The sequence below is a fragment of the Tenacibaculum sp. 47A_GOM-205m genome, assembly GCF_000518405.1.
Classification (GTDB): Bacteria; Bacteroidota; Bacteroidia; order Flavobacteriales; family Flavobacteriaceae; genus Polaribacter; species Polaribacter lutimaris.
Map to the genome: position 1 here is coordinate 397,541 of NZ_JADN01000003.1, position 24,803 is coordinate 422,343.

Below are 24,803 nucleotides of genomic sequence, written 5' to 3' on the forward strand. Positions count from 1 at the left end.
TAACAATTATAAAACAAAACCAACTCCTCAAACTATAAAAAAATGAAACAATACATTGCTGAAAATCTACCTACAATTTTAGGTTATTTATTTGGTGTTGGTGGGATGTTCGATTCTTATTTGCAACGAAAAAGAAGAAAAACAGATGCGCTATCAGGAATGCAATCTACCTACGATAAGTTTGTAGAAGACTATGATAAGAAGTTTGAGGAAATGCGTAAAGAGATAAAATATTTAAAAGAAGAGCACGCAAAAGAAATTGAAACTTTAAGATCTAAGTTAAATGAAGTAGAAGCTTATTGGCAAAAACGATATAACTCTTTAAAACAGTCTTTTGATAATTATAAAAAACTACATCCATAATGAAATCACCACTACAACCAATAATAACAAGAGGAGAAGATGAAACTGGCAACGGTTGGTACGGAGCTAGTCGTGGCAATAGAAAACATGAAGGTGTCGATTTTGTGGGTGTTCCTGGGCAAAAAGTTTTTGCTTGTGTTGATGGGCGTGTACGTATTGGTAATGTGTATACCTATTCTACAAAAATGAAATTGGTAGAAATTAAAAATAGTACCTATAAAGTTAAGCAAATGTATGTGCAGCCAACCGTTAAAAACGGTCAGATGGTTAAAGCGGGTGATGTTATAGGTATTTTACAAGATGTTGCAACATTTCATGGTTCTAATAAAATGAAACCGCATTGCCATGTAAGTATTTGGAAGCATGGTTTATTAACAGATCCAGAACCACTAATAATTCCTTGCTCATGTTTAAACGTATAACACTTGTTTTAGTAGTTCTTCTTTTCACTTCTTGTTTAGGGTCAAAAAAAATAGCTGAGAATTCAACTATTAAAAAGCAAACTGAAATAAAGGAAGTTAAAAAAGACAGCTCCAATGTTATTGAAAAAAACGGAGCGATTCAAGACAAAGTAATTACTCCAGTTGCTTCAACAGGAAATGAAGAAACAGATAAAAAAATTGATGAAATTTTATCTAAACTAAATACTACTAAAAAAAGCGGTTCAAATAGTTATCGTCAGTATTACGATACTGAAACTAGGCAATTAATTACAGATTTTTTAGTAGCGCAAACACTTAGCCAAAAAACAGTAACCAATAACGAAAGTACTAGCGAAACTACTTTAGAAGAGCAAATAAATAGTTACGTATATAAACGTATAACCACTATGCCGTGGTATTTATGGCTACTAATTTACTTTTTGTTACTCGATACTAAAGTGGTTGCCATACTAGCAAATTTTATTCCTGGGTTAAAAGGAGCAACGTCCATCTTAGCACTATTTAAACGTAAATGAAAATAAACATAACCATACCAACCAATTGGAACGATTTAACCGTTCGTCAGCAAAAACAACTAGCGTTATTGCTTCATAAAGGAATATCAGGAGTTGTGTTTGATTATCAGGTGTTAAAAATATTAATGAATGTACGTTGGTGGCAGTTTTTTAAATACCGAAAACTTTTAAAAATTACCAAAAGTGCTCATTTTGAAGAATTGAAAAAACATTACAGTTGGTTGTATAACGATTTGCAGTTAACCACATTTATACCTAAACTAAAAAAAGAATATTTAGCACCTGCTGATAGATTAACCAATTTTACAGTTGAAGAGTTTTCGCATACTGAAGATTTATTTTTAACATGGCATAAAACAAAAGATTTTGAAGCCTTACATTATTTAGCTGCTGTATTGTATCGAGAAAATAATGACTTGGGCAAACGTGTAGAATTTGATAAAACAGAACTTGATAAAAGAGCAGCAAACTTTTCAAAACTACCTAAAAGCACTTTGTTAGCTATTGCGTTAAGTTACCAAGGTTGTAAGTTATACATTACAAGAAAGTTTCCGTTAATATTTCCAGCTGCACCTAAAAAACAAAACAAGAAGAACAAACTGCCAAATAGTAGCGGATTTGGAAAATTAATACTCCATTTTTCAGGACAAAAATTTGGTACACACAACGAAACCAAAAACACCAATTTATACACGTTTTTAAGTGATTTTGAAGAACAATTAAAAAGTAAACCTTATGGCTAATATTTCCTTTTTAACTATTGTAAATTATTTAGAGGCTTTATCTGCTAACCATGTAGATGTAAAAGACAGTTTTCGTTGGAATGTAAATGAAGTTTCCGGAGCTTTACGCTCGGGAGTGGCTTTACCAATTACACTTATAGATGCACCAGAAACACAAAGTAGTGGAAAAAACACCACGCCTTTAATTCATATCAATACAACCGCTTTTACGGTGTTGGGTAAACCAAATACCAAAACAGGAAATTTAGACGATTACGATGCTCAAAATGAAGTGTTAGATTATACACAGCGTATTTGTTTCGATTTTCAAAAAAGAATATTACACGATGCTTCGTTACCAAAAATTAACGGACAAAAAAACTGGCTGTATGGTTTAATTGATAAAAATAGTTTTCACTTTTTTAAAGTAGGACCATTATTTTCTGAAGGACTGTACGGTTACCGTTGTGAACTTACCATAAAAAATAAAGTAACCACCGAAGTTGATGCTGAAAAATGGAGTGATTTATAAGCTGTCCTATTTTAAAAATCAAGCTACTTATACTTTAGTAACTCAAAACAAAATGTATAACTTTAAAATTTTAAAAATGAAAAAACTATTAGTATTGTTTTTGTTTGTAGGCTTCGTCTGCAACACCCACGCATTAAACAAGGTAATTAGCAATTCTGTTAACGACACAGAACAAATTATTTTTCCTGAAAACCCTCAAGAAGTTACTGCTTCAGTAGCAGACTTTAATTGTGATATTCAAAATGTTGCAGTATATTTGAGTATGGAGAAAATTATAATGCAAAACGGTTTTGAATTAAAATTACCTAAACTACCTGGTGAGTTTCAAGGAAAAGCTCTGGCAGATATTTCGATAGATCCGCATGGTATTCCTCCTTTTATTTTAGAGTTAAAAGAACAACAAATAGAGATGCTAAATACTCTTAATAGTTTTGTTCCATCTTTAGATGATTTGGTAAGAAAAGATTTAATTAATAAAGGGTATGAAGTTGAACTAGAATCAGGGATTGAAGCTTTTGCAAAATCAGATAGGTGTTTAATTGTATCTAACCATCAAACAAGACCTTATGAACATACTTTATTGGTAGATGATAATCCTATTTGTATGTGGAGATATCCTGATAATTCCATAAAAAATGAAGCTGATAAATTTACCGCTACATATTTAGAGTTTACAGAACTATAACTGTATATAAACAATAACAAAAACCACCCAAAACGGGTGGTTTTTTTGTGTCCTATTTTAAGGTGTTTGCTCGTAGTAATTTGCATTAAAATTACAACAAATGGCAAGCGACCAAAAACAAATTTTAGAAGAAGAAAAGCTTTTAGGTAGGCAAGTTGCTAAAGTAGCAACTACTTATGTTCGTGATAAAATCCAAAGCAGTTCTTTACAATTAAAAGGCAAAGGATCTCCTTATAAAAAAAGTAAAGAAGAGCAAAAACCACTACTAAAAGCTACACGTATAAAACCTGAAATTGGAGATTTTCGTTTGTTAGGTTTCAAATTCATGTCTAACCGCCATGGTTTTGTACATCATTTTGGTTCAATAAAAGATAATACTAGGTTTTTACAAACACACTCTAAAACAGGTAAAGTTTTTCAAAGAAGTTTAGGTAGTTTAAAAAGTCAATCTTTTTTTGATGATATATACGAAAATTCTGGTGCTTTAAAAATGTTAGAAGATGGTTTAAGTAAAACCAGAACCAGAGCGATTTCTATCATGTTACAAAATTTAGTGCATAAAATAGAGTTACAAAATGGCTAAAGACACTAAATTTAATTTAACCATAAAAATAAATGGTAAAGAAGTAGCTAATACATTAAATGGTGTTGGTAATGAAATTCGTACACTTAAAAAAGAGTTAAGAAAGTTAAATGAAAACGATCCGAAGTTTGAACAAAAACAAAAGGAGTTACAAAAAGCTAGAGAACGTTATGATGAATTAAATAACTCCATTAATGGCACAAATGATGTGTTAGATGAAGCTCGTGGTCATTGGGATAATTTACTTGGAGGTTTAATAAGTGGTAATTATGAAATGGCTTCTAAAGGCTTACAAGGAATAACTACTAACATTAAAGGAATTACCAAAGCTGCTTGGGCTTTTATAACTACACCATTAGGTGCAACATTAGCTACTTTAGGAGGTATTGCTGCAATTACTAAAAGGTGGGTTGGTTATAATGTTGAATTATATAAAACAACAGAATTAACCAGAACTTTAACAGGTTTGTCTGGTGAAGCTTTAGAGGAGTTAAGAGATAAAGTTTCTGGTACTGCAAAAACTTTTGATTTAGAATACAACGATGTTTTAAAATCTTCTAACTCTTTAGCGAAACAAATGAAAATATCGCACAAAGAAGCGATAGATTTAATAACGCAAGGATTAGCAAGAGGAGCAAATATAAATGGTGATTTCTTAGATAAACTTAAAGAATATCCTGTTCAGTTTAAAAACGCTGGTTTTTCTGCTCAAGATTTTATTGATATTGCTACACAGGAAGTTAAGGGAGGTGTTTATAGTGATAAGTTAGTAGATACTTTAAAAGAAGCTGATTTAGCACTTAAGGAAATGACAAAAACGCAAACAGAAGCGTTACAAAATGCCTTTGGTGAAAAATTTACACAAGAGTTAGCTAAAGGAATAAAGACTGGAGAAATTACTACTAAAGAAGCAATTTTTAGAATAATAAAAGAAGCTGATGCTTTAGGTTTAAACTTACAACAAAAGCAACAATTAATTGCAGATGTGTTTAAAGGAGCAGGTGAAGATGCTGGGGGATTTAGCGAAATTGTACTTCAATTAAATGAGTCTTTTAAAGAGCAAAACAAACAATTAACCGAAAATGAAGCTGCAACTCTGAGGCTTGCAGAGGCAAATCAATCGGTGAATACCGAGTTAGAAGATTTGTTTGATGCTAGTCAAAGTGGTTTTCCTTCAATGTTAAAGCACATTCAAGCAGTAGGAAAAGAAACGTTTGCTAATCTTTTACGCGGTTTAAAACTAGCCACAACATCATTAAAACAAATGATTTCTGTAGCTAAAGAAGAAGGAGCAACTGCTGCTGCTAATGATGTGGTTGAAGATATGAAGCGTTTTAATTCATCTCAAGAAGATGCAATTAAATACAGGTTAGAAAGCACGCAAAAGAATATTGATCGTGTTAAAAAACAAATGGAAGACTTAAGTTTTACAGGAAAACTGCTAGGGACTGATAAAACTTTAAACGCTCAATTGTCAAAATACATAGCATATAAAGATGAATTATTAAACATAGCTTCAGATACTTCAACAAAGTTTAAAGCTATTGAAGCTACTTACATAAATCCTGATGATCCTATAGATAATAATGTGTCTGGTGGTAATTCTGGTGGTAATTCTGATGAAAAAGGTGATGAAGAAAAATTAACAAAGGAAGACAAACGAATCCTAGAATCAAAAAAGAAACTTGCGGAGTTTTTAAAAGAATTTGATGAAGAACAGAAAATTCTGAAACAAATTAAAGATTTAGAAGAAGACGAAGCAGCACAATTAGAAGAAGAATTAAGGTTAGAGGCAAGATATGCAAAGTTAGAAGCAGATGCGGTTAATGAAAAGGAACTTTTAGCAAGGTTAGCCGAAGCAAAAAAAACAGAGCTACAGGCAATTGAAGATAAGTACGATAAAATAAAAGCTGATAAAGATAAAAAGAATAAGGCAAAAGAATTAAAGAGAGATCAGGAGCAGGCTAAAAAGAAATTATTAGAGAGAAGAAAACTAAAGAATGATATTATTAATGGTGCTATTTCCTTAGCAGGAGAAGAAACAAGAGTTGGGCAAGCACTTGTTGCAGCTAAAGGAGTTTTAGCAGCTAAAGAATCGTTAATACAATTAGGAGTTTTAAAAACAAAAGCTGCTTCAGCTGTTGCAGAAGGAACAATGGCTACAAGTGTAGGTGCAGCAAATACTGCAAAAGTTGGTTTTCCTCAAAATATACCTTTATTAATTGGATTTGCAGCTCAAGCAGTCGGCATTATTTCTGCTATCAAAAAAGCTACTTCACTAGCAAAATCTTCAAATGGTTTTTTTAAAGGAGGTTATACAGGAAATAAAGCTTTATATCATGATGGTCAAGATGGTGTTGTAGGTCCAGCGCACATTGGGGAATGGTATGCACCAAAATGGATGAATAAAGACCCAAGGTATGCACCAACGATTCAATGGTTAGAAAAAGAAAGGAAAAATCCAACAAATAATGGCTTTTTTGATGGTGGTCATACAACGCCAGAAGAAGTTTCAGAATACAACGAAGCACCAACAACATATAGCGATAAAGGAGAGTCTGATACGCTATTAACCAGTTTGCTTAATAGGTTAGTTAATTTATTAGAAAATGGTATTGAGGCCTCTGCATTAATAGGAGATGATAACATAGAGCAGTTTAGAGATAGGGAAGAAAAGTTAAATAAATCACGCGAAAACGCAAAGATTCAGTAATATGGCAATATCACCAAGTAGTATTAGTTTTAATTATAAGCAAGGAGAAGCTTTACCACCAACGAGAGTTGTAACGTACACACATTCTTATAATAATACAATTTTTGAAAATGTACCAAATTGGCTTACTGTTTTTAATAATCAAAATACTTCTGCAGATGTATCACTTAGTTCACCTGCTCAAAATTTAGCTCCAGGAAATTATTCAGCAATTGTAACGGTAAAAGCTCAACAATTACCAGAAGATGAAAATGGTAATTTATTACTAGATCCCAATGCGCCAACATACACGGTGGGTACTTTTTCTGTTTCTTTATTTGTACAAGAAACTATTGTGTTAAATGTTGTGCCAGAACAATTATCTTTTAATTATCAAATAGGAGGAAATAATCCTCAAGATATTACTGTTAATGTTGCTTCAGAGAATAACTGGACAGTAACAGAAAACAGCAATTGGTTATCGGTTTCAACGACATCAGGATCTAATAATGGTTCTTTTCAGGTTTCTGTAACACCTTCAGGTTTACCTATTGGTACACATACAACGACTATTACTGTTGATGATGCTGTTACTTCAATAGTAATTCCAGTTACTTTAATTATTTCTGAACCAGATACTGGTACTGATTATTTGTATGTTACACCAGTTGTTTTAAATTTTGGTTATACAGTTTCAGGAGTTATTCCGCCCTTAAAAAGAGTTGAGTTAAATTCCTCTGGTAATTGGACGGTAACTACTAATAAAACATGGATAAGTTTATCCGCTTCTTCTGGTGTTTCTGGAGCAGGTAGTTTAGATATCGGTTTGCAAAATTTAGCAGGTTTAACTGTAGGTAATCATTTTGCTACAGTAACCATTGTTAACGGTAGTATTGTTAAAACAATTAATATTACTCTTTCTGTTTACGAATTTGTAGAGGAATTGTTAGATACTGAAAAGTTATATTTCTCGGAAGATAACAATGTTATTAAAGTGTCTTCAGGAAGGACTGATACTTTTTTACAGATTAAAGTGTCTTCAGTATTTGAAAATACAAGCTATAATATACCTTATAACATTCCTTTTATTAAAGGAGTATCCCAAAAAAGAATTGGATTAGAAGCAAAAAGAATACTAGGCGCACGCCCTTTTATTGGTTTAAATACTTCTTTTTTAAATTCTCCTTTTAAACCAGCCTCTTTAAATTTTGAAATTAATGAAGTTGAGTTGTTTAATAGTGATATTGCTCAATCTGTTAATCTACAAAACATACTATTTACTAAAGGAGTATCTCCAATTAATGGTTGGATGAGTGATGCTCCTAATACTATTTACACTACAAAAAATGGCATTATATTATTTAGTTTTTTAGGAAATGTAAATGTACCAGTAAATGAATTGGTTATAGAAGGAGATATTGCCAAAACTTATACTTTTTCTAACTCAATAGAATCTTTCTACACCGCTATGATTGCTGTTTCAGATTTAAACGCAAAAGAAGGTGATGAGTTTACTGTTACTGCAAAAGATGTAAGTATAAATGTTGTAATTAAGCCTGAAGATAAAGAACATTCCTTTGTTTTTTGGGAGAACCAATGGGGTTTTTGGGATGTTTTAGAATTTACAGGAGAGTTTACAGCAAAAGCATCGTTTAAAGAAACCTCTTTTGAGTTTAGAAAAGACTATAAAACTATTGAAACGAAAGTTTTAGATATTAAAGATCAAGGTTCTTTTCAGATATCTACTGGTTGGGTTTACACAGATGAAGAGGTTTTAACATTAAGAAAAATGTTAAATGCTACTAATCTTCTTTTGTATAAAAATAATGAGTTAGTAAGAGTAAATAATACTACTAAAAATTTAGAGCTTTCAAAAACAAACAATTTTTTGAAATCTTATGATTTAACCTTTGAAAATATAGAAGTATGATAGTTTTTTATGGAGATAATTTTGAGTTGAATTTAACCGAAACAAAGATTTCTTTAATAGAAGAAAATCCTTTATTTTATAATTACTTTGTGAAAAATTATTCAAAACCTTTTTCAAAAAAAGTTGATGATGAAGTTTCTAAAAAACTAGGATTTCTTGATTTAGAAAATAGTGCTAATTATGAAACAAAACATTACGGAAAATTACTTATTGATAATGATTTTGAAGAAGCTTACCTCTTACTAACAGATTACGATAATAACATTTTACAAGGTTATGTGTATTTTGGGTCCCATTCTATTGAGTTATTAGATACACCTTTAAGTAATTTACCTTTTCCAGTAGAACAAACAAGTTCTTTAACTGTTCACGCAAAAGAGGTTATACAGAAGTTTTATCCAGAAGTAGATTATAACTTTCCTATGGTGATTGATGAGGGTTTCAAATCAACAAGTAAGTATGAAAAATTTGAAGGCATCATAAACAATTATGTTAATGATAATTTCGTAACAAATTCTTTTCAAACAGTAGAAGGAGAGTCTGTGGCGTTTAATAAAAACGTAATGGTACCTTTTCCTTACTTAATGTCTATTTTAAAAACTGGATTTGATAGCGTAGGAATGGTTATGCAGGGGAGTTTTGTAAGTGATAAAATAACAGAAAAAATTTTGGTTTATACCTCTAAAATATTAGAGAAGTTCTATTCTAGTTTACCAGAAGGTTTTCAGTTTAACACTACGTCAGAGGTTTGGGATAATGGAGTAGTTTCCGCAGATTATAGCAGATTTTATAGCATTTCTCAAACAGGATCATACAATGTGGAAGTTTATTTGAATATTCCTTCTGAATTAGTGGTGAATGAATTTTCGATAGAGTTTAACAATGAAATTATTTTTAGTTCAAACTCTAACTATATAAGTAAGTCTTTATCATTAAATGTAAAAAACACAGCAGATCTTGGTAGTTTAATCTTTTCTTTAAAATTAAGAAAATATACCGATAATCCTTCTGATGGAATAGGTAGTATACAAGCATTTAACAACTTCGATTTTTATTTTTCAGATGGAGAGCTGAATGTTTTTCCGAATAGTTTCTCATTGTCTCAAGTAATGCCTGACATGACTTTTGGAAAGTTTTTAAATAAAATAAAAAACTGGCTCAATTTAGAAATAACCTTTAATAAAAATGTTGTTACTATTAACTACATTGAAGAGAAGTTTTTGGAAGTTAATTTTAAAGATGAAAGGCATTTGGAAGTTGAAAAACCAAAAAGACAATTTAATCAAAACAAGTTTTTTAAGCTTATAACTTCAAACGATACTTTATTAATAGGTAAAGAAGGGGTGGTAAGTAATCCTCAAGGTATAAGAGAAGAAGATATTACGACTATTGACATGGAGTTGGAAATTATGCCAGTAAAATCTAAAGACGGTATTTTTACTGCTTATAAAAATAAAGACACCAATGATTTTAAATTGTTTCTTTATGATGGATTGCAAAACAACCTTCCTGTAGCTTTAGAAAAGATTTCTGAAAGGAGTTATTCTCTAAATGAAGTGTTTGATAAATACTGGAAAAAATGGCTTTATTTTCGTTTAAACTCAGAAACTTATAAAGATAAATTTCCAGCTAGCATTATAGAGGATTTTTCTATATCAGAAGGAAGGTTTAAGTACAACAGAAAACACATCTACAAAAAAATAAAACGAACTCGAAAAAACGAGGAAGAATGGGATATTGAAATAGAGAGCGAAACCTTGGTTTAAAAATTCAAGTTTGCATTTTGAATATTTCCAACAGCTTTTAAAATGTTTTTAGGTATATAGGCTTCTGTCTGAGTGATAGAATAGTGTCTAGCTTGATTTTTTACATCAATTGTAGGTATTCCTAATTGTAAATAATTTGTGATTCCTGTGTCTTTTAGTGAATACCATTGATAACTTTTTTCAAAGCACAATGTATTTCGAAGTTTATCCCAAGTGTCTGTAATTTTTTTTGGTTTTAATTGTATGTTACCTGGTTTAAAATTATTAGCCGAGAATAAATAATCAGAATTTTTTGAATTCCTAATATGGTTAGCAAGATTATGAAGTAATTCTTTTGGTATTGTTACAATTTGAGATTTTCCATTTTTGCTTACGTGTGAAGGTATATTTATTATTCCGTTAGCTAAATAAACATCATTTACCTTTAGTTTTGTAAATTCGGTCCTTCTAATTAAACAATAAAATACAGTTAAGCACAAAGTATAATAACTAGTATTATTTTTATTTAAGTACGAGAATATCTCCTCTCTTATCTCTTTAGGTATAATTGTTCTTCTTTTTTCAGTTTGTTTTATTCTACTAATTAAAGGTGTGAAATCAACAGAAATATATCTGCGTTTTATCATCCAACGTGTAAGTATTCCAATAAAAGTTAAGTAGTTGTTGTGTGTGGTAGCTGAATTTTCTCTATCGTAGTAAATTACATCTAAAAAATCTCTACATAAAGATTCATTAAATTCATTTACAAATATATCTTCTTTACCATTGTCTGATAAAAAGATATTAAAATTGTTAATGTAGCTTTTGTAAGCTCTTAAAGTGTCTGATCGAAGATTTCCTTTTTTTATTTGTTGTTCAATTTTTTGAATGAATATTTTAAAAACATCTTTAAGTTTTGAGTACGATTTTACATTATTCTCATTAATAAATGGAGTCCAGCCTCTTTCTAGATCATGATTAATTTTTGCAATTATTTTTTTAGCATACTTTCTCCTTTCGGTTTTATTATTCATCGGTTTTACTCGATTTCTTTTTCTTTTTAACTGTTTAGTAGGATTTGGTTCAGATGGGTCTTTAGCGTAATATACTATTTCCCAAGTTTTATTTTCTTTTAACTCTGCTGGAATGTAGTCTATAAAAGGGGTAAGGGTAGATGGTTTTTGAAGTTTTGACATTTTTTTTTTACACCAGAATTTTAGTTAATACTGATTGTAAAAAATGTTATCAATGACACGTTTTTGACACGCTTTTTTTTAATTTTACTCTGAAACCCTTTTGGTTATTAGGGTTTCAGAGATTTTGTAGCGAAGACGGGATTTGAACCCGTGACCTCAGGGTTATGAATCCTGCGCTCTAACCAACTGAGCTACCTCGCCTGATTGCGGGTGCAAATATAATTACTTTTTAGGTTTGGGCAATAAAACATTAAATTTTTTTTTAAAAAATAATTATCTATATTGGCGATCAAACAAAAAAATAGATGAGCAAAGTAAAATTTGAGTTAGAGTTTCCTATACATGCTTCGCCAAGTATGTTATATCAATATTTTGCAACACCTGCAGGGTTAGAAGAGTGGTTTGCAGATAAAGTAAATTCAAGAGGTAAAATCATTACTTTTTTTTGGGATGGTTCTGAAGAAGAAGCTAAAATTATCACAAAAAAAACAGATGAACGTATAAAGTTTAAGTGGACAGAAAGTGAAGACGATGAAAGCTATTTTGAGTTTAAAATACAAGTAGATCCTTTAACAAAAGATGTGGCGGTAATTGTTACTGATTTTGCTGATGATGAAGATGATGTTGAAGAAGCAAAAATGCTTTGGGAAAATCAAATAGAAGAATTAAAACATAATATAGGGGCTTAATATTAGCAAGATTCCTTTTTTAAAAAAATTAACTCGGCAAATTGTCGAGTTTTTTTGTGGCTAATACTTCCCTAAATTGTAAGTTTGCATTTAAATTTTTTTAAAGAAATGGTAAATTTTAACGGAGCTTTAATCGCAGAGAACGAAGTGCAACTTTCAACCCAAAATAGAGCGTTTAAATACGGAGATGCTATTTTTGAAACTATTAAGGTAGTAAACGGAAAAGTTGTTTTTTTAGAAGATCATTATTTTAGGTTAATGGCTTCGATGCGTATGCTTCGTATGAAGATTCCGATGGAGTTTACACTTGAGTTTTTGCAAGAAGAAATTATCAAAGTGGTAAAAGAATTACCAGAATCTTCAATGTATAGAATTCGATTAACCATTTATAGAAAAGATGGAGGTTTGTATACACCTGTAACAAACGATATAGATTATATTATTGAGGGTGGTCCGTTAGAATATACAGATAAAGAAGTATACAAAATTGATGTTTTTAAAGACTTTTATAATTATTCAGGATTGCTGTCTACGGTAAAAACAACGAATAGAATGTTAAATACATTAGCGGCTGTTTTTGCTGAAGAAAATGATTTGGATAATTGTATTTTGTTAAATGAAAGAAAAGGAGTTGTAGAAGCTATTAATGGAAACATTTTTATAGTAAAAGGAAATGTTGTGAAAACACCAGCTTTAACAGAAGGTTGCATTAAAGGAATTGTTAGAAAAAAAGTAATTGATATTGTTGAAAAACACCCTGATTATACAATTGAAGAAACGGCTATTTCTCCTTTCGAAATTCAAAAGGCTGACGAAGTTTTTATTACAAATGCAATCATAGGAATACAACCGGTTACTAATTACCGAAAAAAAGAATTCTCTACAGAAATAACCAATAAAATAAAGAGCAGCTTACAATTAGCAATCGTTACAAGTTAGTTCATTTGTATATCGCTAGGAGCATTTGCCCAAATTTTATATTTACCACCGCGTTGTAATAATTTGTCTTTCCAAAAGCTTTGATCATTGGTGGTTAAAATATTATCGTAATCGTTTTCAGTAATAAACCAAGAATTCATTACAAGTTCTTCATCTAATTGATTACTGCTCCATCCTGAGTACCCCAAAAAGAAACGAATATCTGTAGCTTCTAGCTGTTTTTTGTTAAGTAACTCTTTTAAAAGTTCAAAATTTCCGCCCCAATAAATTCCTTTAGCAACTTCAATGCTATTCGGGAGTAAATGAGGAACCTTATGTATAAAGTATAGGTTGTCTTGCTCTACAGGTCCGCCTTGATAAACAGTAAAATCACAATCAATTTCTGGAACTAAATCACTAAGAACGTAATCTAAGGGTCTATTTAAAATAAAACCTACCGAACTTTTTTTAGTGTGCTCAGTAAGTAAAATGATAGTTCTCTTAAAAGAGCTATCATTTAATATTGCTGGATCTGCAATTAGTAACCTACCTTTTTCTGGTTTAAGTGCAACCATAATTTTTAATTTATAAGCACTAAGTTAAATAAATTTTTAATAAAAATTTAACATAAGTGTTAAAAATAGTAGGAAAATCAGGAAAAAAACGGTGGTTACATTTTTTCTAACGCCTGTATAACTTCATTCTTTTTTCTTACTGAAACAGGAATAGTTGTTTTGTTTTTTAAAACTAAATACCCGCCATCTGATTTTATGAACTCTTTAATGAATTGAATATTAATAAGATGACTTTGGTGAACTCTTAAAAAATCAAATTCTTTTAACATGTCGGCAAAGTGTTTAAGTGTTTTACCAACCAATATTTTTTGTCCATCATTCATGAAAAACTCCGTATAATTATTATCGGACTGACAACGAATAATATCGTCTAAATTTACCACCATAATCTTATCAGAGGTGTTTAAAGAGATCTTTTTAGGACGCTGATTCGGTTTTGTGATGGATTGTTGCAGTACAGTTAGCTGTTCTTTGTCGGGTTTAATTTGATCTTTAGCCTTATTAATAGCATTTGTTAAATCTTCGTTAGAATAAGGTTTTAGTACATAATCAATCGCAGCAAATTTAAAGGCTTTAATAGCATACTCATCACTCGCAGTAACAAAAATAATTTTTGAAGAAAGGTTAGGATGAATTTCAAGCACGTCAAATCCTGTACCGTCACCTAGCATAATATCTAGAAATAAAATGTCTGGTTGTTGTTTTCGTAATATTTTAGATGCTTCTACTACACTTCTAGCGGTACCAATGATATCAATTTCTGGGTGAAATTGTGTTAAATCATTTTGCAACATATCTAAAGCTGTAGGCATATCGTCTACTAAAATTGCAGTAAGTTTTGTCATTGTTAAAAATCAGTTTTTAAAGGAATTTTAAAAGCAACTTTTGTACCTTTAATTTGTTTATTTTCGATTATTTCATCAATGTGAAAAGTACTCTTTTCTGATAAGCTTTTAATTCGTTCTTGGGTAACTTTTAAAGCAACTGATTGATGTGTACTAGTGGTTTTTAATTTTTTTGATTGATGAATTCCAATACCGTTATCTACTATTTCACAATGCAGAAAATCGTTTTTCACAAAGAAACGAATATCTACTTTCCCGTTCTCTATGGAAGATATTCCATGTTTAATACTATTTTCAACAAAAGGTTGAATAAGCATAGGAGGAATTAGGATTTCTTCAGGATCAATATTCAAGTTCGTTGTTATTGAATAATCGAAATGTTTTGAACTCATTTGTTGCTCTAATTTAATATAGTTTTTTAACGTGGTAATTTCTTCTGCTAAACATATTTCTTCTTGTCTTGAATTATGCAAAACGCCACGTAAAAGGGTCGCAAACCTACTAATTGTAGTATTTAATTCAACTGATTTTCCTGAATTACCTAAGGCTTTAATTCCGTTTAAAACATTAAAAATAAAATGCGGATTCATTTGTAATTGTAGTGCTTTTTGCTCTAGCGATAACAAATGATTTTCTAATTGTAGTTTAGTTAGTTTTTCTTTGTTTTTAGCTTGAATTCTACGAATGTATAACCAAATAATACTTCCTAATAATAAAATTACTAAACCAATAACAGACCAAATGAACCATTTTTTTTGATAAATAGGAGTATCAATAAAAAAGTTAAATTCAATAGGTGTGCTTTCTATTTTGCCAATTCTTGATTGAGCTGAAAATGAATAGTTTCCTGGAGATAAATATGCCAAATCGATAGAACTTTTTTTACTCCAAGGACTTACTTGATCATTTAAGGTATAGCGATATTCTAAGTTGTTAGAATTACCAATATCTACTGTTTTGTAATAAAACGAAATATGATTTTTATCGGCAGGAAGTTGTAAAGTTTTTTCGTAATCATTTATATTGATACTGTCGATGGATTTGAAAACTACTTCAATATTTTCAAAAGATATGGTAGGTTTTTTCTGAGTTGGGTTGTCGTTTTTAAAAAAGTAGACTCCTTTGTCTTGTGTAGCAATCCAAGTGTTTTTGCCAGAATCTTGAAAAGCAGTAGAAATTTTATTAGTAGTAAGCGTGTTGTACTTATTAATGGTTCTTTTAAAATTGAAATTAGCATCTAGTACTTCAATACCATTATCTTCTGAAATTATCCAAAACTGATTGTTAATTTTTTTAATTCCCTTAATATTTTGTGAAGTAATAGTTTGTGTTTCTATTTCCTTACCTGTTATGAACTTAAGACCGTTATTATAGGTGGTAGCAATAATGTTTTTTCTGTTAATTAAAATAGAAGTGTAGTTGTTTACATCAATTCTGTCTAGAGTTTTAGGGTTAATAAGCTTATCAAGCCTCCATAGAGATTTGTTGGTTGCCACCCAATAGAATTTACCATCATACTGAATGTCATTTACTTTATTTAAATCTATTTGAAAATTAGTGCGTAGCGGAGAAAGGTAATCTTCACGAACTCTAACGATTCCTTTATCTGTTCCTAAAAAAGTATGATTGTTGACAGTTAAAATACAGTTGACGTTGTTTCCTTCAAAATTATTGAAACCATTATGGTTTTTAATGCTAAAACCTTTATCAGTTCCAATTAAAAGAGCATTGTTTTTGGTTTTGACAACGTTTATGCTGTTGGATATTAATCCGTTTTTTGTTGTATAGTTTACAAATGAGTTGCCATTATATTGAATTAAGCCTTTATCAGAAGCTAACCATAAATAACCCGTACGATCTTGAACTCCGTCGTTAATGTGTAAACTTGGAAGTCCATCATTTTCATTATAAGTTTTTAAAGGTTGATTTTGAGCAGAAGCACTCATCAATCCATAAAAAAAGAAATACAAAAGTGTGTAAACGAAATTTTGCATCAAGAGGTTTGGGATTCTTGACGCAAAACTATTTTTAAATAAAACTTTAGTAGAGTTAAGGTTTAAAAACTTCATTATAACAAACATACTTAAATTAAACGTCATTACGAAGAGCAGGAGGGAATTGCTTTATTCGTAATGACGTTTGTTCAACAATTATAAGTTATTATTTCATAGCATATAAACGCTTGTTGTTAGGGTCTGGTTTTACGTGTTCTAATTCGCCGTAAGGTTTTACTAAAGGTTTCAAAACACACAGAGCAGATGCTTTTCCTGTAATTATTAGTTGATTGTTTTTTACAATATAACTCCATCTAAACTTTTCTACAGGAATGTTTGTTTTTTGTACTTCTTTCATCAAATTTTCTTCCCCAGCAATAAAATCCATAATTTCTTCTTGCATTACAAAGTGTGGAATTTCATTGTCAGAATTGTGATAATCCAACTCTAAATTTACAGGTATACTATATTGAACTGTATATGGTTCTCCTACGTAGCGTTCTCTTTCATTATTTAAAGCATCGTACCAAGCAATATCTTTTTCTTCTGGATATTTTTTAGCAATTTCTTTTGATAAATCTACTTTTCCAGGTGAGTTTGCTGTTGGGTAAAATACATAATATGGTTGTGCTAAATAATGGTTAGAAAACTCTCCGCCAAAAATATTGTAATAAGGTGATGCAACTACCTGAGGTATTTTATCTTCCGTAATAAAAGCGCTTTTAAGCGTGTTAACTAAATCACTGTTTGATGCTAACTCATTTGTATGAAAGATGATTTTTGTATCATTAGTAATAACATTGCTTTTCAACAAAGGTAACCTACCTTGATCAATTGCTTTTTGTAAAGCTTCAGTAGTTACTTTTCCGCCATTTACAACTGTTTCTAAGTTCATTGCTTTAAACGGATTGTTATTGTTTACAATATGAATTTCTCCGTAAGGATTTTCACTAGCATTACTATTCATCCAAGTAATGATTTCTTCAATAGAGTATTTTCCGTTAATAACATCATAGTTTTTCTCTTTAAAGTACACGCGAGCACTGTCATAAAAATGGCTGTTACCTTTATCGTTTCCTGTAATAAAAACTACAGGGTTTCGGTATTCTACAACAGATTTCTCAATAACTTCATCTAGTTTAGCAATATTTCCCAGTTCTTGGTTTTTGTTTTCTTTTTTTGTGTCGTTGCAGCTTGTAAATACTCCGATAAGTAGTAGTAATCCCATTACTGTTCCTACTTTTAAAATGTTTTGTTTCATAGTTTTTTGTTTTAAGGTTATTATAGTTTTATTGTTGTAAGATGATGGTTACATCTTTACCTAAATTAAAATCGGTTGACAACTTATTTAAGATATTCGGTAGGTTTCTATCGCTAATCCATTGACCGTTTTCTTGCTTCTCAACAGAAGCTATTAATCCGTTATTACCGATTTGTAATTTTAAACTTGTGTATTTTTCCAAATACATTTTTAATACTGATGAATAATTGTTGTTAGACCACATAATTGTTGTTTTTATATGATCAAAATTACCACAGAAGGATAGGTGAATTGGGAGTAAATTAGAATTCGTAGTAGATAAATTAGAATTCGTAGTTTTTTGTTGGTAGCTAACATTAAAAAGGAATAATTACCTTAAATATTAAAGCTAACTACCAACATTTATCTAATAACAATCTGTTTTAATTTGATTGTTCTTTTTGAAGTGATTTAAAGAAGTGTTTAGTTTGTTTAATACGATTTGTTCTAATGCATTCTCGACACCTTTAAGCATTTTGATAGAACCACAAATCATTATTGTTCCACCGTTTAGCAAAACCGAAGCAATTGTATTCTCTTCTTTTAGTAATAAATCTTGAACGTACTCTTTGTTTCGTTCTTGAGAGTAAGCAATATGAATGTTGTTGTTTTCTATATTGTTTAGTAAAGGAGTATAAATTTTTAAAGATTCCTGTGTTCTACCACCCCAAAACAAATGTGTTTTTGTTCCATTTTTTTGTTGGAGCATTCCTAAAAAAGGAGCAATTCCAGTTCCGTTAGCTATTAATATCACTTCTTTGTTTTTCTTTGGAAAATGAAAATCTTTATTTGGTTGAATACTTGCTTGAATAGATTCGTTTTCCTCTAATTGATAAAGTAGGTTAGAACACACGCCAAGTTCATGTTTTTTTATACTTAGTATAATGTCGTTTTCTATTTTTCCGATAGAATATAAACGTTCAATATTATCTTCTTTTGGTGTAATAACGAGTAAATCTCCTGAATTAAAGCGAAGTTTTTTAGTTGGTTGTAAACGAACTAAAAAAGAATCGTCGTTGTTTAATTCAGTTTTAGAAATGGTTGTAAATATTTGTTGTTTTTTAAGTTTTTTAATCTCTTGTGTTAGTTGAAATTGTATTCCAGTTTTTTTACTCCATTGATGTCCCCAAGTTTTAAAATCTTGAAACGATTGATTATTAATTTTATAAACAGGTAAAAGAACTTTAAAACTTGAAAGTTGTTGTAGTTTATTATTTATATCAATAGCGAATTGACAAAAATGAGGGTATGCTCTTGAGCCAAAACCAACGATTGAGTAGTTTATTGGGTTTAGAATAGTTATTTGTTGAATTAACTGTAAGAATTTAGAAGCGTTAGAAGGAGCTTCACCTTCTCCGTATGTTGAAGTTAATATTATTAGATTTTTGGCACTTTTATATGAATTGTAATTGTTTAAGATGTCAACAAAAACAGTTTTTCCACTTTTAATTAAGGCATTGTGTAAAGAAGATGCGAAAGGGTAGGTGTTGTTAGTTTCTGATCCTACTAAAATGATAATTTCTGCATCATTTTTGCTGATTTTATTTTTAGGAAGTGAGCTTTTCTGTGTTCTTTTTAAGGTCATCGCAAATCCAGAATAGATAAAGAATAGGATAGATATTGAAGAAAGTAACAATACTATTGACCAAATAATAGTTCCATTTCCTGTGTGTAATAACAAACTCCAGTTTAAAAGTATGCTAGTTAGCGAAAGATTCTCTTTACTAATGATAGTTCCTGTATACTGATGAATTAGTAGCTCGCTATCATTTAGTTTCACAAAAAAGTAATCTTCTTCGTCTTTAGAAAAAGGGAACTCTACACTTTTTACCTTATTTAAAGTGGTGTTTTTAAATGTAGGGAAATCAGCAACAGCTATTTTTTTGTTAGAAGAAGCTGAAGAAAAATTATAAGAGTGATTAATTTTTTCTTTGGGTAAAACTGAAAACCTATCTAGTGATAAATACACTCCTGTTAGCGTGATGATAATTATTGAAACAAGCGTGTAACGACCAATAATAATATGATAATACTGTTCAAAATTTTCTTTTATAACTTTAGAAAATAGTTGTTTAATTCCACCTTGTCGTTTGGCAATCAATATAAGTCCCGTAATTGCGATTAAACTCAGTAAAAAAGAAACAAAACCTACGATAAATCTTCCTGTTGATTTTAAAAATAATGACCTGTGTAAACTCGTAGCAAATTGAAAAACTGGATGTTTTTTTTCTGGTTCTCCTAGTTTTTTTCCTGTAAACGGATTTACATAAAAAGTAGCGCTTTTTCCTTCTTTTGTAATAACAGAGGTTGTTACAAAATCATTTTCATCAACAGTAATAGAAATTACTTCATCGTACTGTTTTTGTAGTTCAGAAATAGTTTGCGCAAGTGTTATTTCTTTGGTGTTAGAAATACTGTATTCTGATAGCTGCTTTGAAATAGGTTCAAAAGCTAAAATAATACCTGTAATGGCAGCAACGAATATGAAAAGAGAAGAAGATATAGCCAAGGTTAGGTGGCTATATCTCCAAATTGAGGTGGTCATTTTTGTTAGATGTTTATTTATAAACTATTGAGGCATTAAGCGTATGTAGCGAATAAAACCTTTACCTTCAAATTTGTTTTTAAGATTTTCAGTAGTTAATTCAAACTCTACATCGTCTTTGTAGTATTCTTGATCTTCTACAGCCGATTCAAATCTGATTTTGTAACCTTTATCAATCTTATTGTTATCAATGTTTAGTATGCTAATAGTTCTACCACCACCGCTAACTGTAGCACCAGTTATAGCATCGATATCAGAACGAACTTTTCCTTGGAATTTCCACCATTCTGTAATATCAGAATACCACTCTTCATCATCACCTATTACGTATAATGTTTCTTCATATTCGTCCTGAGGGTTTAGTAAAGAAATAGTGATGTAAGCACCTTCACCTGTATAATTTTTCAGTTGAATCATACATTTGTAACTAGCGCTATTTGTTGAGGTAAAAGCCATAGATAAAATTGCTGTAAACAATATCGGAATTATTTTTCTCATTTTAATTTGGGTTTTAATATTGTATACAGGTTGAGTGAATCTAATATGTTTCAATTAAACTACTCAACCTGGTAAACGAACTTATTTTAAAAAGTTAATATTGATATGTTGCTTTTTTAATACTTCATTTTCTTTGGCTAAATCATATACTGTTTCATCAAAGTCGGTAGTAATTGATTTATCCGCGCCAATACTTAACAAGTAATTGATAACATCAGTATTGTTAGCTTGCATAACAGCTAAGTGTAATGGGGTTAATCCATTACTGTTTTTAGAGTTTACATCAATTTTTAAAGTATTGATTTTTTGCAACAAGTCTATACTGTTTTTTTCAATAGCGATATGAAACAATGTGTTTTTGTTAGCTTGAAGTTGTGTTAAATTTAGTCCGTTATTAATTAAAAGATTCATCTTTTGAGTAAAATCATTCACTTTTTTTGGATGGTAATTTTTTACCAAATAGTAAGCTAGAGAGTTTCCTTTATCATCTTTTACTTGAGTATCAGCTTTATTCTTTAGTAAATAATCAACCACTTCAAATGAGTTGTTTTCAACAGCATACGTAAGTGCTGAATGTCCTTTTTTATTAGTGTGGTTAATGTTTTTTGTTTTTTCTGATAGTAATTGAATAATCTCTAAAGAGTTTCTGCTAGCTGCGATAATTAAAGGAGTATTTCCGTTATCATCAACTTGATTAGCATTTACGCTTTTATTAAGGAAATAGTTAAACGTATTTACATCTTTGTTTCCACGTGCTAAATTATGAAGCGGTGTTTTTCCGCTAGTATCAGTAATATTTGGATTGATACCTAAACTTTCCAAATACTTGAAAAACTCTAGTGAATTATATCCTGCTCTAGAACCTTGAGTAGCTAGTAACATAGCATTTCCTCCTTTTTTATTTAAGTTTTTATAAGGTATGCCTTTCTTAATAAGTAGTTCTAATATGGTTTTATTACCTTTTTTAGCAGCGTAATTAAAAGCCCCATTTCCATCGCTGTCAATACTTTGTAGGTTTAATCCTTTGGAAGAAAGGTACTCTACAAAAGATAGGTTTTTCAAACTAGGTAAAACTAATAGCAAAGCATTTGCTCCATGTTCGTCAACATCTGTTTTGATGTCAATTCCATTTTGAATGCATAACTCATAAATTTCTTTATTGGTTTGCCCTGCATTAGCAGCAAAAGTTAATGGAGATAATTGATGAGAGTCTTTTAAATCCATACGAGCATTATTGGCTATTAAATGTTTCATTATTTCAACATTGTTTTTGTAAGCAGCCCAGAAAATATAAGTTCTTTTATCGTGTGTTATTTTGTTAACATCATTCCCTTTTTTGGTTAATAGATGTTTAATAACCGTATTAGGAGCTCCACCCAAAATGGCTTGCGTAACAGCATCAAATCCATTCGGATTTAATGCTGTGGCATTGTTGCCTTCTTTTATTTTTTGCTCAACAAGTTCAATGGTAGGGTTGTTTAGCCAAAAAGATCTTTCAAAAAACACATTTTTAGTTTGTGCTTGTATTGTACTAACAAGTAGTGTTAGTATAAAAATGATTTGTAATTTTTTCATGTTTTAATTTTTTAGAATCTATATCGTAAGGTTGAACCAAAACTAGCAGGTTCTATTCTGTTTATGTAGCTAGTACGGTATGCATTGTATCCTATTTCATTAAAAATATTGTTGCCAAAAACATCAATGCTTACTTGTTCATTGAGTTTATAAGATGCTTGTAGGTTTACTGTAGTATAGGCTTTCAAATCAAAAGGTTTTACACCAGGAACTACACCAGTATGTGTATAATTTCTGGACCAGACATTATGAGGGCGTTCTCCTAAATAGTAAGCTCCCGCACCAATTGATAATCCATCTAATGAATTTGTAAATGTGTAACGAGCCCAGAAATTAGCGGTGTGTTTAGGAGTGTTCATAGGCCGTGAGTTATAGTAATAAGATACGTGATCTTTATATCTGGCATCTAAATAAGAATATCCTCCAATCACTTCTAAATTAGGTAATACACGACCGATTAATTCAATCTCAACACCATTTCTAACATCTTCACCACCTTTCATGTAGTAACCGAGAGAGTTACCGTTTTCATCTATAGCTTCTAAGTTTAAGTTTTTACTGCTGGTATAAAAAGAGGTAATATTGAAACGTAAAGCATTGTTTAACCAAGAAGATTTAATTCCTGTTTCAATTTGATCCCAACGTTCAGTACCTAACTCATTTCCGTTGATGTCTGTATAAAAAGAACTTCTAGGGTTTGAGTTACTAGCATACGAACCAAAAACAATAATGTTTTCTGTAGGTTTTATATTAAATCCAACTAACGGATTAAAAGCATCATCTCTTTTAGCACCGGTTAAACTACTTCCTAAAAAGTTACCTTTGGTTCTTTCAAGTGTAGTATATCGTAAACCTAAAAATACATCTGCCCAGTTGTTAATGGTAATTTTATCTTGAATTGTAAATCCGTATGATTTCGTTTTTGAACCACTAGCTCCATTAGTATTCAAAGCAACACCAACATTAGAAGAAAGTTTGTTGTCAATAGTTTCTCTAACGTCAATAATATCAATATAATTTCCGTTATCATAGGTAGTAGTATAAGAATCATTACTAAATTCAGATGCTCTATAATCTACACCAATTTGGAAAGTGTGTTTAAGAAAACCAGTTTCTACATCTTTACCAACAAGGTCTAATTGTAATACGCTATTGTTATCTTTTCTTCCTCCAGCTCTATATTGGCGGTAACGTTCTGTGGCTTCCAAAAGAGGCAAATTAGATCTTCCACCTCCTTGAGTTAAAGAAACAGACTCATTATAAGTTTCTAAATCAGATGAGAATAAACCAGCTTTTACAATAAGTTTGTCACTAATTTCTCTATCAAAACGAATTGCATAGGTTGTATTTAAGGTTGAACTCCTGTCAGAATCAAATCCTAAAAATTTGTCGTTTGAAAGTAATAAAATGTTGTTTACATCATAGGTTCCTAAGTTGATAGTCCCAGGATCTGGAGTACGACTATCATCCATATAATCCATTTCTACTATTAAAGTAGTTTTTTCATTAGGTTTCCATGCTAATGAAGGGTTAATATACATGCGTTCAGAGTTAACAACAGCTCTGTAACTATCTGCTCTATCATAAGAACCAGCGATTCTAAAAGCTACGGTTTCGTTTTTGTCTAGAGGTCCGTATACATCAAAAGTAGGACGTAATTTACCAAAACTACCAGCTCTTAAACTTACTTCACCACCACTGTAAAATTTTGGTGTTTTAGTAACAATATTAATAACCCCACCAACAGAACCTAAATCACCACCCAAACCTTGGCTGATTGCAGAAACTCCTTTTAATACTTGAATGTTATCAACACCTGCCATATCGGTGATAACTCCAGTCCCTCTAAAATCGGAGTTAATACGAACTCCGTTTTTTAAGAGAGGAATTCCTCTAAACCCTCTTAAAGACATACTTTCTTTGGTGTTGCCATAAGTGGCAAAAGTATAAACACCAGCAACGTTTTTGGTAACATCACTTAAGTTTAGCGCATTTTGTTGATTGATTAGTTTGTCTGATAATACAGAAATACTTTGTAATTGCTCATTTGGAGCTAAAGGTAAGCGAGTAAGCGTTTCTAATTTTTCTGCTCTTTTATTTCTTGTTCCAAAAAGTTCAATTTCTTCTAGTTGTGTATCAGATTTTAAGATAAAAACAATATTGTTTATACTACCTTCAGTAGTAGTAATTTTTTGAGATGTTTGAGAGAAACCTACTGCACTAACTACAATTTTATAGGTTGAATAAGGGATATCTTTTAAGATGAAGTTTCCTTCATTGTTAGTTTCTGTACCAATATTGGTTCCTTTGATAAAAACACTTGCATACGGAATTGCTTCGTTGTTTTCTGATTTTACAACTCCTTCTATCGTTGCTTGACTATAGATTGATTGAATACAACTACATATAAGTAGTAGAGATACTATAATTCTCATTTCTTTTTTATTTGAGAGGTTTT

Annotated in this window: 22 protein-coding genes and 1 tRNA gene; 12 read left to right on the forward strand and 11 right to left on the reverse strand. The window is 30.6% G+C overall.

What is annotated here, in order from left to right:
• The first annotated feature begins 42 nt into the window (after window positions 1-42).
• The 10 genes from N534_RS0102025 (at window position 43) to N534_RS0102070 (ending at window position 10,231) form a co-directional block, all read left to right on the forward strand.
• Window positions 43-363, forward strand: coding sequence for a hypothetical protein (locus N534_RS0102025; RefSeq protein WP_028890875.1), 321 nt, complete (start codon window positions 43-45; stop codon window positions 361-363).
• Window positions 363-785: a M23 family metallopeptidase gene (locus N534_RS0102030; RefSeq protein ID WP_028890876.1), complete on the forward strand. Its 423-nt coding sequence runs from the start codon at window positions 363-365 to the stop codon at window positions 783-785. The genes N534_RS0102025 and N534_RS0102030 overlap by 1 nt, the downstream gene beginning before the upstream one ends.
• Window positions 770-1,321: a hypothetical protein gene (locus N534_RS0102035; RefSeq protein WP_028890877.1), complete on the forward strand. Its 552-nt coding sequence runs from the start codon at window positions 770-772 to the stop codon at window positions 1,319-1,321. Before N534_RS0102030 ends, N534_RS0102035 begins: the two co-directional genes overlap by 16 nt.
• Entirely contained in the window at window positions 1,318-2,064 is a 747-nt protein-coding gene (locus N534_RS0102040; protein WP_028890878.1) for a hypothetical protein, read from the forward strand. The genes N534_RS0102035 and N534_RS0102040 overlap by 4 nt, the downstream gene beginning before the upstream one ends.
• Complete coding sequence (locus N534_RS0102045; protein WP_028890879.1) at window positions 2,057-2,575, forward strand: hypothetical protein; 519 nt, start codon at window positions 2,057-2,059, stop codon at window positions 2,573-2,575. Before N534_RS0102040 ends, N534_RS0102045 begins: the two co-directional genes overlap by 8 nt.
• Before the next feature lie 76 nt (window positions 2,576-2,651).
• Window positions 2,652-3,260, forward strand: a complete 609-nt coding sequence (locus tag N534_RS0102050) for a hypothetical protein (protein WP_156025530.1) — start codon at window positions 2,652-2,654, stop codon at window positions 3,258-3,260.
• 100 nt (window positions 3,261-3,360) lie between these two features.
• Complete coding sequence (locus N534_RS0102055) at window positions 3,361-3,843, forward strand: hypothetical protein (protein WP_028890881.1); 483 nt, start codon at window positions 3,361-3,363, stop codon at window positions 3,841-3,843.
• Window positions 3,836-6,556, forward strand: coding sequence for a phage tail tape measure protein (locus N534_RS0102060; protein ID WP_028890882.1), 2,721 nt, complete (start codon window positions 3,836-3,838; stop codon window positions 6,554-6,556). Before N534_RS0102055 ends, N534_RS0102060 begins: the two co-directional genes overlap by 8 nt.
• A 1-nt stretch (window position 6,557) precedes the next feature.
• On the forward strand, window positions 6,558-8,465 hold the full coding sequence (locus N534_RS0102065; protein ID WP_028890883.1) for a BACON domain-containing protein: 1,908 nt from the start codon (window positions 6,558-6,560) through the stop codon (window positions 8,463-8,465).
• Window positions 8,462-10,231 (forward strand): hypothetical protein, encoded by a 1,770-nt coding sequence (locus tag N534_RS0102070; RefSeq protein ID WP_028890884.1) that lies wholly within the window; start codon window positions 8,462-8,464, stop codon window positions 10,229-10,231. The genes N534_RS0102065 and N534_RS0102070 overlap by 4 nt, the downstream gene beginning before the upstream one ends.
• Here N534_RS0102070 and N534_RS14290 read toward each other — a convergent pair.
• The gene (locus tag N534_RS14290) at window positions 10,228-11,406 is read right to left on the reverse strand and encodes a site-specific integrase (protein WP_028890885.1); all 1,179 of its coding nucleotides are present in this window, start codon (window positions 11,404-11,406) and stop codon (window positions 10,228-10,230) included. The genes N534_RS0102070 and N534_RS14290 overlap by 4 nt on opposite strands.
• A gap of 127 nt (window positions 11,407-11,533) precedes the next feature.
• A tRNA-Met gene (locus N534_RS0102080) sits at window positions 11,534-11,607 on the reverse strand.
• Window positions 11,608-11,711: 104 nt separating this feature from the next.
• Between N534_RS0102080 and N534_RS0102085 the strand changes: the two genes are divergently transcribed.
• On the forward strand, window positions 11,712-12,095 hold the full coding sequence (locus tag N534_RS0102085; RefSeq protein WP_028890886.1) for an START-like domain-containing protein: 384 nt from the start codon (window positions 11,712-11,714) through the stop codon (window positions 12,093-12,095).
• Window positions 12,096-12,203: 108 nt separating this feature from the next.
• Window positions 12,204-13,034 carry an aminotransferase class IV gene (locus N534_RS0102090; RefSeq protein ID WP_028890887.1) on the forward strand — a complete coding sequence of 277 codons (831 nt, stop codon included), beginning with the start codon at window positions 12,204-12,206 and terminating at the stop codon, window positions 13,032-13,034.
• Here N534_RS0102090 and N534_RS0102095 read toward each other — a convergent pair.
• The 9 genes from N534_RS0102095 to N534_RS0102135 form a co-directional block, all read right to left on the reverse strand.
• A complete protein-coding gene (locus N534_RS0102095) occupies window positions 13,031-13,588 on the reverse strand; it encodes a YqgE/AlgH family protein (RefSeq protein ID WP_028890888.1) in 558 nt (185 codons plus the stop codon). The genes N534_RS0102090 and N534_RS0102095 overlap by 4 nt on opposite strands.
• Before the next feature lie 95 nt (window positions 13,589-13,683).
• The gene (locus tag N534_RS0102100; protein ID WP_028890889.1) at window positions 13,684-14,433 is read right to left on the reverse strand and encodes a LytTR family DNA-binding domain-containing protein; all 750 of its coding nucleotides are present in this window, start codon (window positions 14,431-14,433) and stop codon (window positions 13,684-13,686) included.
• A gap of 2 nt (window positions 14,434-14,435) precedes the next feature.
• On the reverse strand, window positions 14,436-16,427 hold the full coding sequence (locus N534_RS0102105; RefSeq protein ID WP_197017690.1) for a histidine kinase: 1,992 nt from the start codon (window positions 16,425-16,427) through the stop codon (window positions 14,436-14,438).
• Window positions 16,428-16,593: 166 nt separating this feature from the next.
• Window positions 16,594-17,688: a hypothetical protein gene (locus N534_RS0102110; protein WP_028890891.1), complete on the reverse strand. Its 1,095-nt coding sequence runs from the start codon at window positions 17,686-17,688 to the stop codon at window positions 16,594-16,596.
• Between the two features lie 28 nt (window positions 17,689-17,716).
• Complete coding sequence (locus N534_RS0102115; protein ID WP_028890892.1) at window positions 17,717-17,932, reverse strand: hypothetical protein; 216 nt, start codon at window positions 17,930-17,932, stop codon at window positions 17,717-17,719.
• Window positions 17,933-18,094: 162 nt separating this feature from the next.
• The gene (locus N534_RS0102120; protein WP_028890893.1) at window positions 18,095-20,272 is read right to left on the reverse strand and encodes a PepSY domain-containing protein; all 2,178 of its coding nucleotides are present in this window, start codon (window positions 20,270-20,272) and stop codon (window positions 18,095-18,097) included.
• A 24-nt stretch (window positions 20,273-20,296) separates the two neighbouring features.
• Complete coding sequence (locus tag N534_RS0102125) at window positions 20,297-20,728, reverse strand: DUF2271 domain-containing protein (protein ID WP_369791954.1); 432 nt, start codon at window positions 20,726-20,728, stop codon at window positions 20,297-20,299.
• A 123-nt stretch (window positions 20,729-20,851) separates the two neighbouring features.
• Window positions 20,852-22,345 carry an ankyrin repeat domain-containing protein gene (locus N534_RS0102130; protein WP_028890895.1) on the reverse strand — a complete coding sequence of 498 codons (1,494 nt, stop codon included), beginning with the start codon at window positions 22,343-22,345 and terminating at the stop codon, window positions 20,852-20,854.
• 11 nt (window positions 22,346-22,356) lie between these two features.
• On the reverse strand, window positions 22,357-24,780 hold the full coding sequence (locus tag N534_RS0102135) for a TonB-dependent receptor (RefSeq protein WP_028890896.1): 2,424 nt from the start codon (window positions 24,778-24,780) through the stop codon (window positions 22,357-22,359).
• Window positions 24,781-24,803: the final 23 nt, after the last annotated feature.

Bases quoted from the DNA above. Each gene is read 5' to 3' on its own strand.
- N534_RS0102030 (WP_028890876.1), top strand. From the start codon at position 363: ATGAAATCACCACTACAACCAATAATAACAAGAGGAGAAGATGAAACT.
- N534_RS0102100 (WP_028890889.1), bottom strand. From the start codon at position 14,433: ATGACAAAACTTACTGCAATTTTAGTAGACGATATGCCTACAGCTTTA.
- N534_RS0102135 (WP_028890896.1), bottom strand. From the start codon at position 24,780: ATGAGAATTATAGTATCTCTACTACTTATATGTAGTTGTATTCAATCA.
- N534_RS0102025 (WP_028890875.1), top strand. From the start codon at position 43: ATGAAACAATACATTGCTGAAAATCTACCTACAATTTTAGGTTATTTA.
- N534_RS0102055 (WP_028890881.1), top strand. From the start codon at position 3,361: ATGGCAAGCGACCAAAAACAAATTTTAGAAGAAGAAAAGCTTTTAGGT.
- N534_RS0102105 (WP_197017690.1), bottom strand. From the start codon at position 16,427: ATGCAAAATTTCGTTTACACACTTTTGTATTTCTTTTTTTATGGATTG.
- N534_RS0102095 (WP_028890888.1), bottom strand. From the start codon at position 13,588: ATGGTTGCACTTAAACCAGAAAAAGGTAGGTTACTAATTGCAGATCCA.
- N534_RS0102040 (WP_028890878.1), top strand. From the start codon at position 1,318: ATGAAAATAAACATAACCATACCAACCAATTGGAACGATTTAACCGTT.
- N534_RS0102045 (WP_028890879.1), top strand. From the start codon at position 2,057: ATGGCTAATATTTCCTTTTTAACTATTGTAAATTATTTAGAGGCTTTA.
- N534_RS0102115 (WP_028890892.1), bottom strand. From the start codon at position 17,932: ATGTGGTCTAACAACAATTATTCATCAGTATTAAAAATGTATTTGGAA.
- N534_RS0102065 (WP_028890883.1), top strand. From the start codon at position 6,558: ATGGCAATATCACCAAGTAGTATTAGTTTTAATTATAAGCAAGGAGAA.
- N534_RS0102110 (WP_028890891.1), bottom strand. From the start codon at position 17,688: ATGAAACAAAACATTTTAAAAGTAGGAACAGTAATGGGATTACTACTA.
- N534_RS0102120 (WP_028890893.1), bottom strand. From the start codon at position 20,272: ATGACCACCTCAATTTGGAGATATAGCCACCTAACCTTGGCTATATCT.
- N534_RS0102130 (WP_028890895.1), bottom strand. From the start codon at position 22,345: ATGAAAAAATTACAAATCATTTTTATACTAACACTACTTGTTAGTACA.
- N534_RS0102050 (WP_156025530.1), top strand. From the start codon at position 2,652: ATGAAAAAACTATTAGTATTGTTTTTGTTTGTAGGCTTCGTCTGCAAC.
- N534_RS0102060 (WP_028890882.1), top strand. From the start codon at position 3,836: ATGGCTAAAGACACTAAATTTAATTTAACCATAAAAATAAATGGTAAA.
- N534_RS0102035 (WP_028890877.1), top strand. From the start codon at position 770: ATGTTTAAACGTATAACACTTGTTTTAGTAGTTCTTCTTTTCACTTCT.
- N534_RS0102090 (WP_028890887.1), top strand. From the start codon at position 12,204: ATGGTAAATTTTAACGGAGCTTTAATCGCAGAGAACGAAGTGCAACTT.
- N534_RS0102085 (WP_028890886.1), top strand. From the start codon at position 11,712: ATGAGCAAAGTAAAATTTGAGTTAGAGTTTCCTATACATGCTTCGCCA.
- N534_RS0102125 (WP_369791954.1), bottom strand. From the start codon at position 20,728: ATGGCTTTTACCTCAACAAATAGCGCTAGTTACAAATGTATGATTCAA.
- N534_RS0102070 (WP_028890884.1), top strand. From the start codon at position 8,462: ATGATAGTTTTTTATGGAGATAATTTTGAGTTGAATTTAACCGAAACA.
- N534_RS14290 (WP_028890885.1), bottom strand. From the start codon at position 11,406: ATGTCAAAACTTCAAAAACCATCTACCCTTACCCCTTTTATAGACTAC.